The 14,986-nt window shown below is 51.0% G+C and carries 12 protein-coding genes; 7 read left to right on the top strand and 5 right to left on the bottom strand.

From position 1 onward, the window contains the following. Positions 1 to 2 precede the first annotated feature (2 nt). On the top strand, positions 3 to 1,079 hold the full coding sequence (mltC, locus tag JK211_RS12110) for a membrane-bound lytic murein transglycosylase MltC (protein ID WP_212708941.1): 1,077 nt from the start codon (positions 3 to 5) through the stop codon (positions 1,077 to 1,079). Between the two features lie 49 nt (positions 1,080 to 1,128). On the opposite strand, the gene JK211_RS12105 is transcribed toward mltC, so the two are convergent. Beyond that, positions 1,129 to 3,270 (bottom strand): ornithine decarboxylase, encoded by a 2,142-nt coding sequence (locus JK211_RS12105; protein WP_371734631.1) that lies wholly within the window; start codon positions 3,268 to 3,270, stop codon positions 1,129 to 1,131. A gap of 981 nt (positions 3,271 to 4,251) precedes the next feature. Between JK211_RS12105 and JK211_RS12100 the strand changes: the two genes are divergently transcribed. Then, positions 4,252 to 5,262: an MDR family oxidoreductase gene (locus JK211_RS12100; protein WP_212708939.1), complete on the top strand. Its 1,011-nt coding sequence runs from the start codon at positions 4,252 to 4,254 to the stop codon at positions 5,260 to 5,262. Between the two features lie 68 nt (positions 5,263 to 5,330). On the opposite strand, the gene JK211_RS12095 is transcribed toward JK211_RS12100, so the two are convergent. From JK211_RS12095 to JK211_RS12085, 3 genes are all read right to left on the bottom strand, one after another. After that, positions 5,331 to 5,831 (bottom strand): PadR family transcriptional regulator, encoded by a 501-nt coding sequence (locus tag JK211_RS12095; protein ID WP_212708938.1) that lies wholly within the window; start codon positions 5,829 to 5,831, stop codon positions 5,331 to 5,333. Between the two features lie 46 nt (positions 5,832 to 5,877). Next, positions 5,878 to 6,672, bottom strand: coding sequence for a siderophore-interacting protein (locus JK211_RS12090; protein ID WP_212708937.1), 795 nt, complete (start codon positions 6,670 to 6,672; stop codon positions 5,878 to 5,880). 246 nt (positions 6,673 to 6,918) lie between these two features. Beyond that, complete coding sequence (locus tag JK211_RS12085) at positions 6,919 to 7,317, bottom strand: helix-turn-helix domain-containing protein (RefSeq protein ID WP_212708936.1); 399 nt, start codon at positions 7,315 to 7,317, stop codon at positions 6,919 to 6,921. A gap of 95 nt (positions 7,318 to 7,412) precedes the next feature. On the opposite strand from JK211_RS12085, the gene JK211_RS12080 reads away from it, so the two are divergent. Then, a complete protein-coding gene (locus tag JK211_RS12080) occupies positions 7,413 to 8,264 on the top strand; it encodes an SDR family oxidoreductase (RefSeq protein ID WP_212708935.1) in 852 nt (283 codons plus the stop codon). An 82-nt stretch (positions 8,265 to 8,346) separates the two neighbouring features. Here JK211_RS12080 and JK211_RS12075 read toward each other — a convergent pair whose 3' ends face one another. Then, positions 8,347 to 8,850, bottom strand: a complete 504-nt coding sequence (locus JK211_RS12075) for a hypothetical protein (RefSeq protein ID WP_212708934.1) — start codon at positions 8,848 to 8,850, stop codon at positions 8,347 to 8,349. A gap of 292 nt (positions 8,851 to 9,142) precedes the next feature. Between JK211_RS12075 and nirB the strand changes: the two genes are divergently transcribed. From nirB to JK211_RS12055, 4 genes are all read left to right on the top strand, one after another. Further along, a complete protein-coding gene (gene nirB, locus JK211_RS12070; RefSeq protein WP_212708933.1) occupies positions 9,143 to 11,686 on the top strand; it encodes a nitrite reductase large subunit NirB in 2,544 nt (847 codons plus the stop codon). Further along, the gene (gene nirD / locus JK211_RS12065) at positions 11,683 to 12,048 is read left to right on the top strand and encodes a nitrite reductase small subunit NirD (RefSeq protein WP_212708932.1); all 366 of its coding nucleotides are present in this window, start codon (positions 11,683 to 11,685) and stop codon (positions 12,046 to 12,048) included. Before nirB ends, nirD begins: the two co-directional genes overlap by 4 nt. A gap of 6 nt (positions 12,049 to 12,054) precedes the next feature. Beyond that, positions 12,055 to 13,182: a uroporphyrinogen-III C-methyltransferase gene (gene cobA / locus JK211_RS12060; RefSeq protein ID WP_212708931.1), complete on the top strand. Its 1,128-nt coding sequence runs from the start codon at positions 12,055 to 12,057 to the stop codon at positions 13,180 to 13,182. 337 nt (positions 13,183 to 13,519) lie between these two features. Further along, entirely contained in the window at positions 13,520 to 14,908 is a 1,389-nt protein-coding gene (locus JK211_RS12055; RefSeq protein WP_212708930.1) for a NarK family nitrate/nitrite MFS transporter, read from the top strand. The last annotated feature ends 78 nt before the right edge of the window (positions 14,909 to 14,986 follow it).

Raw genomic sequence — 14,986 nt, 5'->3', positions numbered from 1 at the left:
AAATGAAAAAACTGTACCCGCTACTGTTGATTGCTCCGTTACTGGTGTCCTGCTCCGGCCATAAGCCTCCGGCTTTTAATGAGGACTGGGTCAAAGACACCAATGGTTTTGACATTCTGATGGGGCAGTTTGCCCACAATATTGAGAATATCTGGGGGATCAATGAGGTACTGATTGCCGGGCCCAAGGACTATGTAAAATATAGCGATAATTACTATACCCGCAGTCATATCAACTTTGAAAGCGGTAACATTACTATCGAGACCATTGCCGGTACCGATCCGATGGCCAGCCTGCGGCAGGCAATTATCACCACGTTACTGGTGGGCGAGAATCCGGGAAATGTCGATCTTTACTCGGACGCCAACGATATTAAGCTCAGCCAGCAACCTCTGTTATATGGCGAAGTGCTGGATAACACCGGTCGCTCTATCCGCTGGGAAGGCAGGGCCGCCAGTTTTGCTGACTATTTGCTGAAGAATAAACTACAGCGCCGGATGTCCGGACTGCATGTTATCTGGTCTGTCACCATCCCGATGGTGCCTAACCACCTGAACAAGCGGGCGCATAAATATCTGCCGCTGGTGCGTAAGGCTTCTGAACAATACGGTGTCGATTCATCACTGATTCTGGCGATTATGCAGATCGAGTCCAGTTTTAACCCTTATGCCGTCAGTAACTCTGATGCCCTGGGGCTGATGCAGGTAGTGCAGCATACCGCCGGGGTCGATGTGTTCCGTATGAAAGGTAAATGGGGCAAGCCGAGCCGGGGGTATCTGCTGGACCCGGCAAATAATATTGATGCCGGGACTGCCTATTTATCGTTACTGCAAAATACTTATCTGTCAGGGATTAATAACCCGGTATCACGGCGTTACGCCGTAATCACCGCTTATAATGGCGGTGCAGGCAGTGTGTTACGGATCTTTTCGGCCAGTAAAGATCGTGCTTTCACGATTATCAATGGAATGTCGCCGGATCAGGTTTACCAGACTCTGGTCACTAATCACCCGGCGATGGAGTCACGCCGCTATCTGTATAAAGTGAATAACGCCCAGCGCGGTTACTACCGTTATTAAGCGGGTTGCCGGTGGCAGATTCGCCGCCACCGGCAGTCTCAGGCTGTTTTCAGCTATTTTCAGCCAACAGCACCCAGCCATACAGACGCTGAATATTGTCTGCATCCTCACGCATATATACCCCCTGTAATTCAGGTGAGAATCCCGGTAACAGGTTTATCCCGGCCTCCAGTGCCAGGAAATAGCGTTGCACCGCCCCGCCCCACTGCTCTCCGGGGACAACACAGAGTACCCCTGGCGGGTAAGGTAATGCCCCTTCTGCGGCAATCCTGCCTTCAGCGTCGGCCAGTGCGACCAGTTCCGCTTCACCACGCAAATACCGATGATGGGCATGCTGTGCATTCATTCTGACAACCGGCAGGCTTTGCTGACGGAACATCGCTTTCTGTAAATCTTTAACCTGCCAGCTGACACAGAGATCATGCATTTCCTGGCATAATTGCCGCAGAGTATATCCCTGATAACGCTGCTGATATTTACGATAAACCGTCGGCAGGACATCTTCCAGTAAGGCATCCTGCTGAACATGTTGCTCAAACTGCACCAGCATCTCTGTCAGGTGAGCCATTTTCCCGGCACTTTCTGCCGGAGTCAGCAGAAACAGTATCGAGTTCAGGTCACATTTTTCCGGCACAATGCCGTTTTCCCGCAGATAATGGGCCAGGATAGTGGCCGGAATACCGAAATCACTGTATTCCCCGCTGGCAGCATTAATGCCCGGTGTCGTCAGCAGCAATTTACAAGGATCGACCAGATACTGCCCTTCAGCATAACCGGCAAAACCATGCCAGCTGGCCTCAGGTTCAAAACTGAAATAGCGACGATCAGCAGCCAGTGTTTCAGTGGCAATCGTTTCCCAGCGCTGGCCGTCGACCTTTTCCGGCAGAAAAGGTTTGATCATCCGGCAGCGTGACAGGATCTCTTTACGTGCCTCAATCCCCAGCCTGACACATTCCTGCCATAGCCGGCGCCCGGCCTGACCCTGATGCATTCTGGCGTTGACATCCAGTGCCGCGAACAGCGGATAAAACGGGCTGGTCGACGCATGCAGCATAAACGCATTATTTAACCGCTTATGAGGACAGAAGCGTCGCTGACCACGGATATGGTTATCCTTTTTATGGATCTGTGATGTCTGTGAAAACCCTGCCAGCTGTTTATGTACCGACTGGGTGACAAAGATCCCCGGATCATTTTCATTCAGTTCCAGCAGTAAAGGCGAAACGTCGGCCATCATCGGAATAAACTGTTCATAGCCCAGCCAGGCAGAATCAAACAGGATGTAATCACATAAATGACCAATTTTATCCACCACCTGACGGGCGTTATAGACAGTACCGTCATAGGTGCCCAGCTGAATAATCGCCAGCCGGAAAGGTCTCTCCGCCTGCGCCCGCTGTGGTGCCACCTGCTGCAATTGCTTACGCAGGTAATCTTCATCGAAACAGCGGGCATCAATTCCGCCAATAAAACCAAACGGGTTGCGCGCCGCTTCCAGATAGACGGGAGTTGCTCCGGCCTGAATCAGTGCCCCGTGATGGTTGGATTTATGGTTATTACGATCGAATAACACTAAATCACCGGGCGTCAGTAACGCATTAGTGACCACTTTATTGGCGCTGGAAGTACCGTTCAGTACAAAGTAGGTTTTATCTGCATTAAACACCCTGGCGGCAAACTTCTGGGCATCTTTGGCCGACCCTTCATGGATTAACAGATCCCCCAGCCGGACATCCGCATTACACATATCTGAGCGGAAAATATTTTCTCCGAAAAAATCATAAAACTGCCGCCCGGCAGGGTGCTTACGGAAAAATTCACCGCCCTGATGGCCGGGACAGGCAAAAGTACTGTTCTTCATCTCAACATAACGGGTCAGGGTATCGAAGAAAGGCGGCAGTAAAGTCTGCTGGTATTCGCTGGCAGCCTGCTCCAGGGCCATATGCCCTTCTTCATCGGGCTGATATTCCCTGTATTCTGTCCGGTCGCTGATCTGCGGCGCTAATTCACCACCGACAAATACCGGTAAGTTAAACCCGCTGCGTTCCAGCAACGAAAGCAGTGCCTTACTGGCATCCGTGCTGCTCAGCACTACCGCAGCAACATCAGTAAAGTCAGTATCTTCCAGTGCCACCAGCGGACGAGCGGAAACAATTACCGGAATCAGCGCGGCACTGGCCGCAATTTTCATAGGAGTCATAACACAAATCCCCAAAGGTCAAGGATGAGTGGGTGCACAAAGGCACAGCATGGGGACATATCCCCGGCGAATAATGTCAGATATCGGGCTGAGAACAGGGTTCAGTTCAGGGTGATAGACATCAGTAAAATCAGAACCGTTTCTGTTTTTACTCATATCCAGCAGGCAGCCACTGGCAGGCGTCACCGAATGGTAAAGAACAGAGGTTTCCGGCAGGCACCCTTTATCCCGGCAACACAGTGTGTGCGGGTGATAAGATTACGAGCAGAACAGGCAGTAATGTTCACCGTAATATCCTCACGGGGCAGTCGATGGTGGCATAAAATAAACGGCGATTATCATGTCACCTTTCCCCGGCCCAGGCAAGCAACAATATTCAACATCACCAGACAATAAAAACACAAAATATTGATAATAAAGAAGTAAAATAAACAACAGGAAATAAAAAGACATATTTTTTGACTTTATATTCACTGACAGCTGATTTCCTCAGTACCGGCTAAAAAGCCTGATGATACCTCTGGTAGCAGGTATCCGTATCCTGAACCTTGTGCCTGTAAACCATATATTGCGGTAAAAATGGGCTATACCGTCCGGTAAGGACGTTGTTTTGATACGGGGAGATATCTGAAGGTCTGCTCCTCACTCTTCGCAGACTCAGACCCGTACAATCGTCCTGCACAGTGAGTCACTGCTATAAAACTGAGACCGATAATCACACCATTCCTGATCGTATAGTCGATAGCAATAGTGATCACACCGAATAGAATCAGCAACCTGTTTGCCAGGGTAACAGTATCTCCTCAATGGCATCCGCTCCCGGCACTGAACAGATATTCATAAAAGGATTTCGTTTTCCTGTAAATGGCCTGATTTCTATCGATCAGCGGGACTGATATGCTGCATTATGTATTTCACAGCTTATCCGCCAGGCTTTCTTTGCCAGGGCGTATACCGTTATCCGGGGGAAATATGTTTCAGGCAATAGTGATCGATAAGGATGAGCAAGGGTATCGGACGACCCTGAGTCAGTTACAGGAAGCACAATTACCACCGGAGACGGTGTTGCTGAAGGTTTTATTTTCCGGCCTTAATTACAAAGATGCTCTGGCGATAGTTAACCGGGCACCGATTGTCCGTCAGTTTCCGATGGTCCCGGGTATCGATTTTACCGGTGAAGTCATCTCCAGCCAGCATCCCCGCTGGCAACCCGGCGATGTAGCGATACTGACAGGCTGGGGAGCGGGTGAACATCACTGGGGCGGTCTGGCAGAAAAGGCCGCCGTCAATGGTGACTGGCTGGTGCCGCTACCCGCTCCTCTGGATCCTGTCAGTGCTATGGCGATCGGTACTGCGGGGCTGACGGCTATGCTGTGTGTGATGGCACTGGAAAAGCACGGCATCACCCCGCAACAGGGAGAGGTACTGGTCACCGGTGCCTGCGGTGGCGTCGGCAGTATTGCCGTCTGGCTGCTGTCGCGGGCCGGTTACCGGGTTATTGCCAGCAGCGGCCGGGCGGAAGAAAGCGACTATCTGATCAATACACTCGGTGCCGGGCGGATTATTATGCGGGATACTCTGAATACACAGGGTAAACCTCTGGCAAAAGAGCAATGGGTTGCAGCGATCGATACGGTTGGCAGCTATACGTTAAGTAATGTTCTGGCCGCCACCGCCAGAAACGGTGTAGTCGCGGCCTGTGGCATGGCCCAGGGCCTTGACCTTCCTGCCAGTGTTGCCCCCTTTATTTTGCGGGGGATAACTCTGACGGGTGTCGACAGTGTTATGTGCCCGCTGGCGGTACGGCAACAAGCATGGCAACGGCTGGCGGCCGTCTATGACCATAACAGTTTCGAGAAAATGACCCGAATCATCCCGCTGGCGGCCGCTATCGGCGGGGCCGATGACCTACTTTATGGCCGGGTCCGTGGCCGGCTGGTCGTCGACTGCCGGCCGGAAACGCGGCAGTCAGGTTCAGAATAAATGAATAACTGGCCGCAAAAGGCGGGATAATCAGTGTCCGCACTGACAGCCGGTGAATATCACGTTGTTTAACTGCGCTCTATTCGTCTGGCAGCATCATCCAGAGCATCGATTATTGCATACAGCGTTTCCGTGGATAAAGACGGTTCCGCAAGCCGTGTGTGCAGAGCCATTTTCAGGTTATGGACTGCCCGCTCGATTTGCGGAATGTTGCGGTTCCTGCCGACAATTGCCAGCATTTTCAGACGGGCCGAGATTTCTTCTAATTGTGCTGCACCATCGGTCAGTAACTGCTGCCCGTAACCTGTCAGCTGGTAACTTTTACGCCCCGCGCCGGGATGTTGCGGGACGATGGCATCCATTTCTTCCAGCAACATCAGTGCCGGATAAATAATCCCCGGGCTGGGGGTATATTCTCCGCGGGCCAGATTTTCGACGGCTTTAATCAGTTCATATCCATGGGCCGGTTGCTGCTGTAAAAAACTGAGTATCAGTAACCGGATATCTGCAGCATCCAGAATTTTTTCACGCCGGCGACGCTGGAGTAAACCGGATTTAGCAATATTCATGGTAACGGTATCCTTTTCCCCTGCCGGCTGTCAGCAGAGGCTATTATCAGCTTTTGCGGTGCCAGTAAGCCACAGCCCGTACCAGGCCAGGATGGCACTGGCGTTGTTCAGTCAGATAGTCACTGAGTTGTTTTACCGACTCACCTTCACCGGTCAGCCAGATAAAATAATCATCTTCCGGCAGCGGCAATGACCCCAGTTTCTGCCGGCAAAGTTCAAGAGTCCGGGGGCTGATCGCCGGACCGCCAAAACAGGTCAGTTCACTACTGGCTGGTAGTTCCGGCAGATAACTGTTTACCAGCTGCTGATCGGCAAAGGCCAGCAGAAAGAGTTGTTCAGCCGTGGTTTCGGCTAAGCGCCGCTGCACTGCCGGCATTCCGGTTTCATCAAATACCAGTACCTGTACCCGGTAATCCACGGGAATAATCATCGACCCGCGAGGTCCGCCGATTGCCAGCTGGTCACCTGCGGTTGCCTGCTCAGCCCACTGGCTGGCGACACCGCTTTCGTGACGATAAAAATCGAGGGTCAGGCTGGATTTCCCGTCGAAATACAGCGGGGTATAGTCACGGGAGACCGGACGTTCTCCGTCTGGCCAGACTATCCCTTCATCACTGACCTCCGGTAATAACAGCGCTCCGGTTTGCGGGTCGGGGAAGAAAATTTTGCTATGGTCATCAAAGCCTGGCGAATGATAACCGGCCAGTTGCTGGCCGCAAAATGTAATACGCCAGAACTTTCCGGCAATCAGTTGTTTACTCTGTACGGCTATCTGACGAAAACGCAGTTCATTTCTGACCCGTTTTGGCAGAGCGCGCCCTGAAGATAATAATGCAGACATAAAAGATCCCCGCGTAGCTATTTTCCGTTGGTGCCTTTCCGGCAACGGCATGGTTAATGATTCTCATTTGAGATTATATAATCTATCTATGATATATCTTAAGCGCAAGGAAAATACCCTTCAGTCAGGAAAGCCACGGCCCTTCGGGGGATAAATAAATTAAATATTCTTTTAAAATTAATGCGTAATAAACAAACACCCCGGCAACAGATCGCATTTTATGTCTTTTTTCCCGCAGGCCGTTGATCAGGGCGTATCATCCGGCGTCTGGCGTTCAAAATTGTCGCGGTTTTGCTGTATTCGCTGAACATTGTCTTCCAGCCAGTCAGCAAGACCAACCACCTTCTGTTCCGCTTCATGTCCGAGCGGCGTCAGCCAGTACTCAACATGCGGGGGGACCACATCATAAGCTTTACGGGTAATAAAACCATCCTGCTCCATATTACGTAAAGTCTGCGCCAGCATACGTTCACTGACCCCGCCAATTTTTCTGCGCAATTCACTAAAACGTAATACATCCTGTTTAAGTGCCAGCAATACCAGCACACTCCAGCGGCTGGTTATCCTTTTCAGCATATCCCGGGAAGGGCAATTCGAATTCAGTAATTCACCACGCATATATTTCTGATGCAGGTTGTTTGACATTTTCCAGACTAACCTTTTTGTAAGTACTTACTAAAAGTAAGCTTAGCTTTTATAGTACCCATATGTCGCCGTATTTATTAAAAAGAGAGGCTATTATGATCGCTATTACCGGAGCTACCGGCCAGCTGGGCCGGAAAATTATCCACCAGCTACTGAAAACACTGCCTGCCAGTGAACTGATTGCCCTGGTACGGGATCCTGCGGCCGCTGCGCCACAGTTACCGGCCGGTATCACCCTGCGTGAAGCAGATTACAACCGCGCGGAAACTCTGGCACCGGCATTAAAAGGCGCGGAAAAACTGCTGTTTATCTCTTCCAGCGAAATAGGTCAGCGTGAAGTTCAGCACGGAGCGGTGATTGATGCAGCAAAACAGGCCGGAGTAAAATTTATCGCCTATACCAGCCTGCTGCATGCCGATAGTTCTCCTCTGGGGCTGGCGGCAGAGCACCGGGCGACAGAAGCGCTTCTCGCCCGCTCGGGGATCGATTACGCCCTGCTACGCAACGGCTGGTATAGCGAGAACTATGCAGCCAGTATTGCCCCCGCCCTCAGCCATCACGCCTTTATTGGTGCTGCCGGTGAAGGAAAAATATCTTCAGCTTCACGCCAGGATTATGCCGAGGCTGCCGCGAAGGTTATTACTGACGATAATCAGGCAGGAAAAGTCTATGAGCTGGCCGGTGATGAGAGCTGGACGCTGCAACAGTTCAGTGCAGAAATTGCCCGTCAGAGTGGTGTGGCCGTAGAGTATGTGAACCTGACGGCGGATGCGTTTGCGGCGGCACTGAAACAAGCCGGCCTGCCGGATGCACTGGCTGATCTGCTGGCTGATTCTGATGCCGGGGCCGCGCAGGGTGGTCTGTTTGATGACAGTCATACACTGAGCACGCTGATTGGCCGTCCTGCCACGCCTTTCCGGCAGACCATTAGCGACACCCTGAAATAACCACCACCCTCAAAAAAAACCGCCCTGTATCAGCAGGGCGGGGTTTCATCGCAATATTCAGTCTCTGTCTCTGACAGGCGAATTAATTGCCGGTTTTCTCTGCGATTGATTTTTTGGCATCTGCCGCAGCATCTTTGGTTTTATTCCATGCTTTGGTTGCGCCTTCTTCGGTACTATTGACGGCTTTATGAGTCGTCTCTTTGGTTTTATTCCAGCCTTTCTCAGTACCTTCTTTAGTGTGATTCCAGGCCTTTTGAGATTTTTCTTTCAGGGCATCGCTTTTGCTGTTGCCGCCATTTTTCAGTTTATTAACCGTCTGCTGGTTTTTTTCCTGCAGGCGGTGTTCTGCTTTGTGGGCAGCTTCAGTGGTACGGTTGGTTGCCTGCTCTGCCGTCTCAGACGTTTTGTTCTTCAGTTGCTGCGTCTGCTCCTGCAGTTGCTGGCTGGTTGTTTCTGCAAATACATGCGCTGTGAAGAAAGTCATAGAAATTGCTACAGCAGTTAATGTCTTTTTCATCATGGTTTTCCTTGTTTTTGCTTGTGAATTAAACCTAGCAGCCAATAATCTCTCTGGCAAGGCATCCACTTACAATACGGAATTCTCTTACACATTAAGCCGATAAATAGCTATTAATCTGGCTTTTTATCAATTTTTGTCAAAAACAGTCAATTGTTCTCCACAGATACCGACAGGCACTGACGGATAAACTGGCGACCCGCGATGCCGCGAATCCCCGATAACTAATAACATCAACTTATCTTTATCCGTCCTGAGGAGAATTTTTGCCGTACCAACAAAAGATGCATTTGATTTGCATCAATGTGCTGTTTGCGGTGCCGTCGTAGAGTCAGCGTTCAATAATTGCGGTGAGGCCATAATGAGTAATATCAGACTCTGTGTGATTGGTAACGGGATGGTGGGCCATCGGTTTATTGAAGAGTTAATCGACAAAAATCCCGCCGGTAATTTTGAGATAACGGTTTTCTGTGAAGAACCCCGCGTAGCTTATGACCGTGTTCACCTCTCCTCTTATTTCTCACACCACACAGCAGAAGATTTATCACTGGTTCGTGAAGGCTTTTATCAGAAATACCAGATCAGAGTACTGATCGGAGAGAGGGCCTTAACTGTCGACCGGCAGCGCAGAGAAGTCAGTTCCGGTCAGGGGCGTATTGTCGGTTATGACAAACTGATTATCGCCACCGGCTCACGACCATGGATCCCGCCGATTAAAGGCAGTGATACCCCTGATTGTTTTGTTTACCGGACCATAGAAGATCTTAACGCCATCGAAGCCTGTGCATTACGCAGCAAGCGTGGTGCCGTTATCGGTGGCGGGCTGCTTGGCCTTGAGGCCGCCGGGGCCTTAAAAAACCTCGGGACCGAAACACATGTTATAGAATTCGCGCCAGTACTGATGGCGGAACAGATTGATCCTATGGGCGGCGAGCTGTTACGTAAAAAGATAGAACGGCTCGGCGTGACAGTGCATACGGGTAAAAATACCCGACAGATTGTCCAGCAGGGAGAGCAGGCACGAAAAACCCTGTTGTTTGCTGATGACACTCAGCTGGAAGTCGATTTTATTGTATTTTCTACCGGCATCCGTCCTCAGGACAGTCTTGCCAGACAATGCGGGCTGGCTGTCGCCGAAAAAGGCGGTATCCTGATTAATGACCACTGCCAGACCAGTGATCCTGATATTTATGCCATCGGCGAATGTGCCTGCTGGAATACACATGTCTACGGGCTGGTAGCCCCCGGTTATAAAATGGCACGGGTGGCTGCTGAGCATTTAACCGGTCATCCGGCGGTCTTCAGTGGTGCGGATATGAGTGCCAAACTGAAATTACTCGGCGTGGATGTTGGCGGGATCGGCGATGCGCACGGCAGAACAGTGGGCAGCCAGAGTTTTGTCTATCTTGATGAGATAAAAGAAGTCTATAAACGGCTGATTGTCAGCGAAGACTGCCGCCATTTACTGGGTGCTGTGCTGGTCGGAGATACCTCCGACTACAGTAATTTGTTACAACTGATGCTGAATGATATCGAACTGCCGGAGAACCCCGGTCAGTTGATCCTTCCGCCGGCCACTGGCGGAGATACTCCGGCGATGGGCGTTGATAAATTGCCCGACAGCGCACAAATCTGCTCCTGTTTCGATGTTACCAAAGGTGCCCTGATTAAAGCCATTGAACAGGGTTGCCATACGGTCGCGGCGCTGAAAGCCGCCACCAAAGCAGGTACCGGCTGCGGAGGCTGTGTCCCGCTGCTAACCCGGGTATTGAATAGCGAACTGTCACGCCAGGGTATTGAAATTAATAATCACCTGTGCGAACACTTCCCCTACTCCCGCCAGGAGTTATTTCATTTGATTCGGGTCGGTCAGATAACCACTTTTGACGGCTTGCTGAGCAAGTATGGTCGCGGTTACGGCTGTGAGGTATGTAAACCCGTGATTGCCAGCCTGCTGGCTTCCGCCTGGAATGACTATATTCTGCAACCAGAGTTAGTTCCGTTACAGGACTCCAACGATAATTTCCTCGCAAATATACAGAAAGATGGCACTTATTCGGTTATCCCGCGGACTGCAGGCGGAGAAATCACACCACGGCAATTACAGGTTCTGGGCGATATTGCCAGTGAGTTCAGGTTATATACCAAAATTACCGGTTCACAGCGTATCGCCCTGTTCGGGGTGCAGCAAGACGATTTGCCGGCGATCTGGACACAGCTGATCGCCGCAGGCTTCGAAAGTGGCCATGCTTATGCCAAAGCGCTGCGTATGGCGAAAACCTGTGTCGGTAGCCGCTGGTGCCGTTTCGGTGTCGGTGACAGTACCTCGCTCGGTGTGATGCTGGAGAACCGTTATAAAGGCATCCGTACCCCGCATAAAATGAAATTCGGGGTATCTGGCTGTACCCGTGAATGTGCAGAGGCCCAGAGTAAAGATGTCGGCGTTATTGCCACCGAAAAAGGATGGAACCTGTATGTGTGCGGTAATGGCGGGATGAAACCACGCCATGCCGATTTACTGGCCGCCGACCTGGATCAACAGACACTGGTCCGCTATATCGACCGGTTTATGATGTTCTATCTGCGTACTGCCGATAAATTGCAACGTACCTCGGTCTGGCTGGAAAACCTGCAGGGCGGGATCGGCTATCTGAAAAAAGTAATTATTAATGATGAACTGAATATTGCTGAGCAGTCTGAGGCGGATCTGCAGTTACTGAGAGACCGTTTCAACTGTGAATGGAAAGAAACACTGCGCCGGCCAGAGGCACAGCTACGTTTCCATCACTTCGTCAACAGTGCCCGGCGGGACATGCTGGTACAAATGGTGCCGGAGGGACAACAGCATCGGCCAGCGACCGTCAGTGAACGTATTCCCGTTGTTATTCAGGAGGAACAGCCATGAGTTGCTGGACTAACATATGTCAGCTGGATGATATCCTGCCGGCGACCGGAGTCTGTGCACTGTTAAATGACCAGCAAATTGCCCTGTTCCGTCCCTCAGCAGACCCGCAGGTCTTTGCTATCAGTAATATCGACCCTTTTTTCGGGGCCAGTGTACTGAGCAGAGGGATTATCGCAGAGCATGAAAGGGAGTTATGGGTCGCCAGTCCGCTGAAAAAACAGCATTTTCGTCTGCGGGATGGCTGGTGTCTGGAAGATGAAAATTACTCAGTGGCAGCCTACCCTGTCAGAGTTGAACAGGGGGTCGTCCAGTTACAGCCTTGTGGCACCGTGGCAGCCGGCCACGGAGTACTGGCCGGGTAACGGGCGATGCACCTTTCCCTGGTATGCCATCTCCGCCAGCGTCTCTGCCTGGTCGCCGGAGGAAATCACCTCGCAGAAACCAGAGTGCATCAGTTACTGCAGGCCGGTGCGGATATTTTAGTCTGTGCCTCTGAGCTTACTCCCGGGCTGTCGGCTCTGGCAGAGCAACAGCAGATCCGCTGGAATCAGGGCCGTTATCACTCCGGTCTGCTTAAGGGCTGCTGGCTGGTGGTCGCGACCACCAGCGATCAAACACTGAATAACCAAATCAGCCGCGAAACCAATAGCGCGCAGATATTCTGCGAAATCAGCCAGCAACAGGGATCATCCGCCGTCCTGCAGACAACGGCAACGGTACTTCCGCCGGAAATGAATATACCGTCACCGGGGGCCGGAGAAGTTGCCCTGGTCGGTGCCGGCCCCGGAGATGCCGGATTACTGACACTTAAAGCCCTGTCCTGTCTGCAACAGGCTGATGTGGTACTGGCTGACCGCCTGGTTTCTGACGATATCCGGGCATTAATCTGCCCGGCGACAGAATATATCAGTGTCGGAAAACAGTGTGGCCGGCATTCCACTACCCAGCAACAGATCAATCAGTTACTGATCTCGCAGGCGCAGTCAGGAAAGCGCGTCGTGCGGTTAAAAGGCGGTGACCCGCTGATTTTTGGCCGTGGCGGAGAAGAACTCGAGGCTCTGGCTGCTGCGGGGATCCGTTTTTCGGTAGTCCCCGGCATCACCGCAGCCAGCGGATGCGCCGCATATGCCGGGATTCCCCTAACCCATCGTGATTATGCTGACAGCCTCCGCCTGATTACCGGCCATACAAAACATGCCGCCAGTCCGCCGTTCCTGTCGGGTATTTCGCCGTCGCAGACCACTGTTTTTTATATGGGATTACAACAGGCCGGTGATATTTATCAGCAACTGACCGCAGCCGGAGTCAGTGATCAGACGCCGGTTGCCGTCATCGGGAAGGGCACCCGCAGAGAGCAAAAGGTCAGTGTCGGGATCCTCCATGAGTTACAACAATTATGTAAAGATGCAGCCAGCCCGGCACTTATTATTGTCGGCGAGGTTGTCCGTTTACAGCATTCACTTAACTGGTTTTCTGCCGGGCAGAATTTAATTTAAATTAACAAACAAAATAACATATTAATTTAATTAAACATTTACTCTTTAAATTTATTTCCTGCCAATACGTTACTCAATAGTGAACAGTAAATAGTGAATAGTGAATAAAGTCGTAAAAAAATATATTTATTCACTGATGGTTCCTGAACAAAACCTGTCCGGGATCAATCAGTACCTGCTGAAAGTCAGGATAAAATCCGTCATGTAATAAAAGCGATAACAAAATATATCCTCAGATAACAATGATAATTATTAACTACTTATATTTAAACCATTAATTAACTCGGTCATTACCTGAAACCGGTAATTTCATCCACCTTCAACACTGGACCTGGCTATGTCGTTAACCAACCAACGTTCCGGGCTTTTACAGCAATGGGAACCTGAAAACCCTCAGTTCTGGGAGCAGTACGGAAAGAAAATAGCGCAACGTAACCTGTGGATTTCGGTCTTTGCCTTATTACTTTCTTTCTGTGTCTGGATGTTATTCAGTGCGGTATCCATTAATCTGAATAAAGCCGGTTTTAATTTTACTACTGACCAGCTTTTCATGTTAACAGCACTGCCTGCATTATCCGGGGCCATTCTGCGGGTACCCTACTCTTTTATGGTGCCATTAATCGGTGGACGTAAATGGACCGCAATTTCCACCATCATCCTGGTGATCCCCTGCATCTGGTTAGGATTGGCTGTGCAGGATACGACCACCGGTTATTCAACCTTTATTGTTATCTCTCTGCTGTGCGGCTTTGCCGGGGCTAACTTTGCGTCGAGCATGGGCAACATCAGTTTTTTCTTCCCGAAAACCCGTCAGGGCAGCGCGCTGGGGATTAATGGCGGGCTTGGTAACCTGGGTGTCAGTGTTATGCAGCTGGTCGCGCCGCTGGTTCTGGTTGTACCGTTATTCAGCCTGCTCGGTACCCACGGAGTACAGCAGACTGACGGTAGTGTCCTTTTTCTGGCGAATGCGGCCCTGTTCTGGGTCCCGCTGTTGATCCTCGCAACCCTCGCCGCATGGTTCGGGATGAATGATGTTCCGGGTACTCAGATGTCGGTACGGCAGCAATTACCGGTACTGAAACGCGGTCATATGTGGTTGCTCAGCCTGTTATATCTGACCACCTTTGGTTCTTTTATTGGCTTCTCTGCGGGGTTTGCCATGCTGGCAAAAACCCAGTTCCCGGGGATTGATATCCTGAAACTGGCATTTTTTGGCCCCTTTATCGGTGCCCTGGCCCGTTCCTTCGGCGGGATGATTTCCGATAAGTTTGGTGGTGTACGGGTAACACTGATCAATTATGTTTTTATGGTTATATTCTGCGGCTTACTGTTCCTTACCCTGCCAGACACTACCCCGGGCTCAGGCAATTTCACGGCTTTCTACGCTGTATTTATGGGGTTGTTCCTGACCGCCGGACTAGGCAGTGGTTCCACTTTCCAGATGATTGCGGTGATCTTCCGTCAGCTGACTATCAGCAAATCGCTCAAAGAAGGTGCCAGTCAGCCAGAAGCACAACAGATGGCCGTGACTGAAACTGCCTCCGCGCTGGGCTTTATCTCTGCGATTGGTGCCTTTGGCGGGTTCTTTATTCCCAAGGCGTTCGGCACCTCCCTGGACCTGACTGGCTCTCCGGTAGGGGCAATGAAAATCTTTCTGGTCTTTTACATTATCTGTCTGCTGGTTACCGGACTGGTATACGGCCGTAAAAAACCGGCGAAAGGATAATTGCGGAGCTCCGGCCTGCCGCCAGATCAACCACCGAATACCTGACAGAGTGATGGCAGAAATACGGTTTCTGCACGG

It is taken from the genome of Tatumella sp. JGM130 (genome assembly GCF_018257525.1).
In the GTDB taxonomy this organism is placed as follows: Bacteria; Pseudomonadota; Gammaproteobacteria; order Enterobacterales; family Enterobacteriaceae; genus Tatumella; species Tatumella punctata.
Note: the sequence above shows the minus strand (reverse complement) of the source record. Positions and strands in the feature narration are given on the sequence as shown.

What these genes read in the sequence shown, in the direction of transcription:
- mltC (WP_212708941.1), top strand. Translation starts at nt 3, where the DNA reads ATGAAAAAACTGTACCCGCTACTGTTGATTGCTCCGTTACTGGTGTCC.
- JK211_RS12105 (WP_371734631.1), bottom strand. Translation starts at nt 3,270, where the DNA reads ATGAAAATTGCGGCCAGTGCCGCGCTGATTCCGGTAATTGTTTCCGCT.
- JK211_RS12100 (WP_212708939.1), top strand. Translation starts at nt 4,252, where the DNA reads ATGTTTCAGGCAATAGTGATCGATAAGGATGAGCAAGGGTATCGGACG.
- JK211_RS12095 (WP_212708938.1), bottom strand. Translation starts at nt 5,831, where the DNA reads ATGAATATTGCTAAATCCGGTTTACTCCAGCGTCGCCGGCGTGAAAAA.
- JK211_RS12090 (WP_212708937.1), bottom strand. Translation starts at nt 6,672, where the DNA reads ATGTCTGCATTATTATCTTCAGGGCGCGCTCTGCCAAAACGGGTCAGA.
- JK211_RS12085 (WP_212708936.1), bottom strand. Translation starts at nt 7,317, where the DNA reads ATGTCAAACAACCTGCATCAGAAATATATGCGTGGTGAATTACTGAAT.
- JK211_RS12080 (WP_212708935.1), top strand. Translation starts at nt 7,413, where the DNA reads ATGATCGCTATTACCGGAGCTACCGGCCAGCTGGGCCGGAAAATTATC.
- nirB (WP_212708933.1), top strand. Translation starts at nt 9,143, where the DNA reads ATGAGTAATATCAGACTCTGTGTGATTGGTAACGGGATGGTGGGCCAT.
- nirD (WP_212708932.1), top strand. Translation starts at nt 11,683, where the DNA reads ATGAGTTGCTGGACTAACATATGTCAGCTGGATGATATCCTGCCGGCG.
- cobA (WP_212708931.1), top strand. Translation starts at nt 12,055, where the DNA reads ATGCACCTTTCCCTGGTATGCCATCTCCGCCAGCGTCTCTGCCTGGTC.
- JK211_RS12055 (WP_212708930.1), top strand. Translation starts at nt 13,520, where the DNA reads ATGTCGTTAACCAACCAACGTTCCGGGCTTTTACAGCAATGGGAACCT.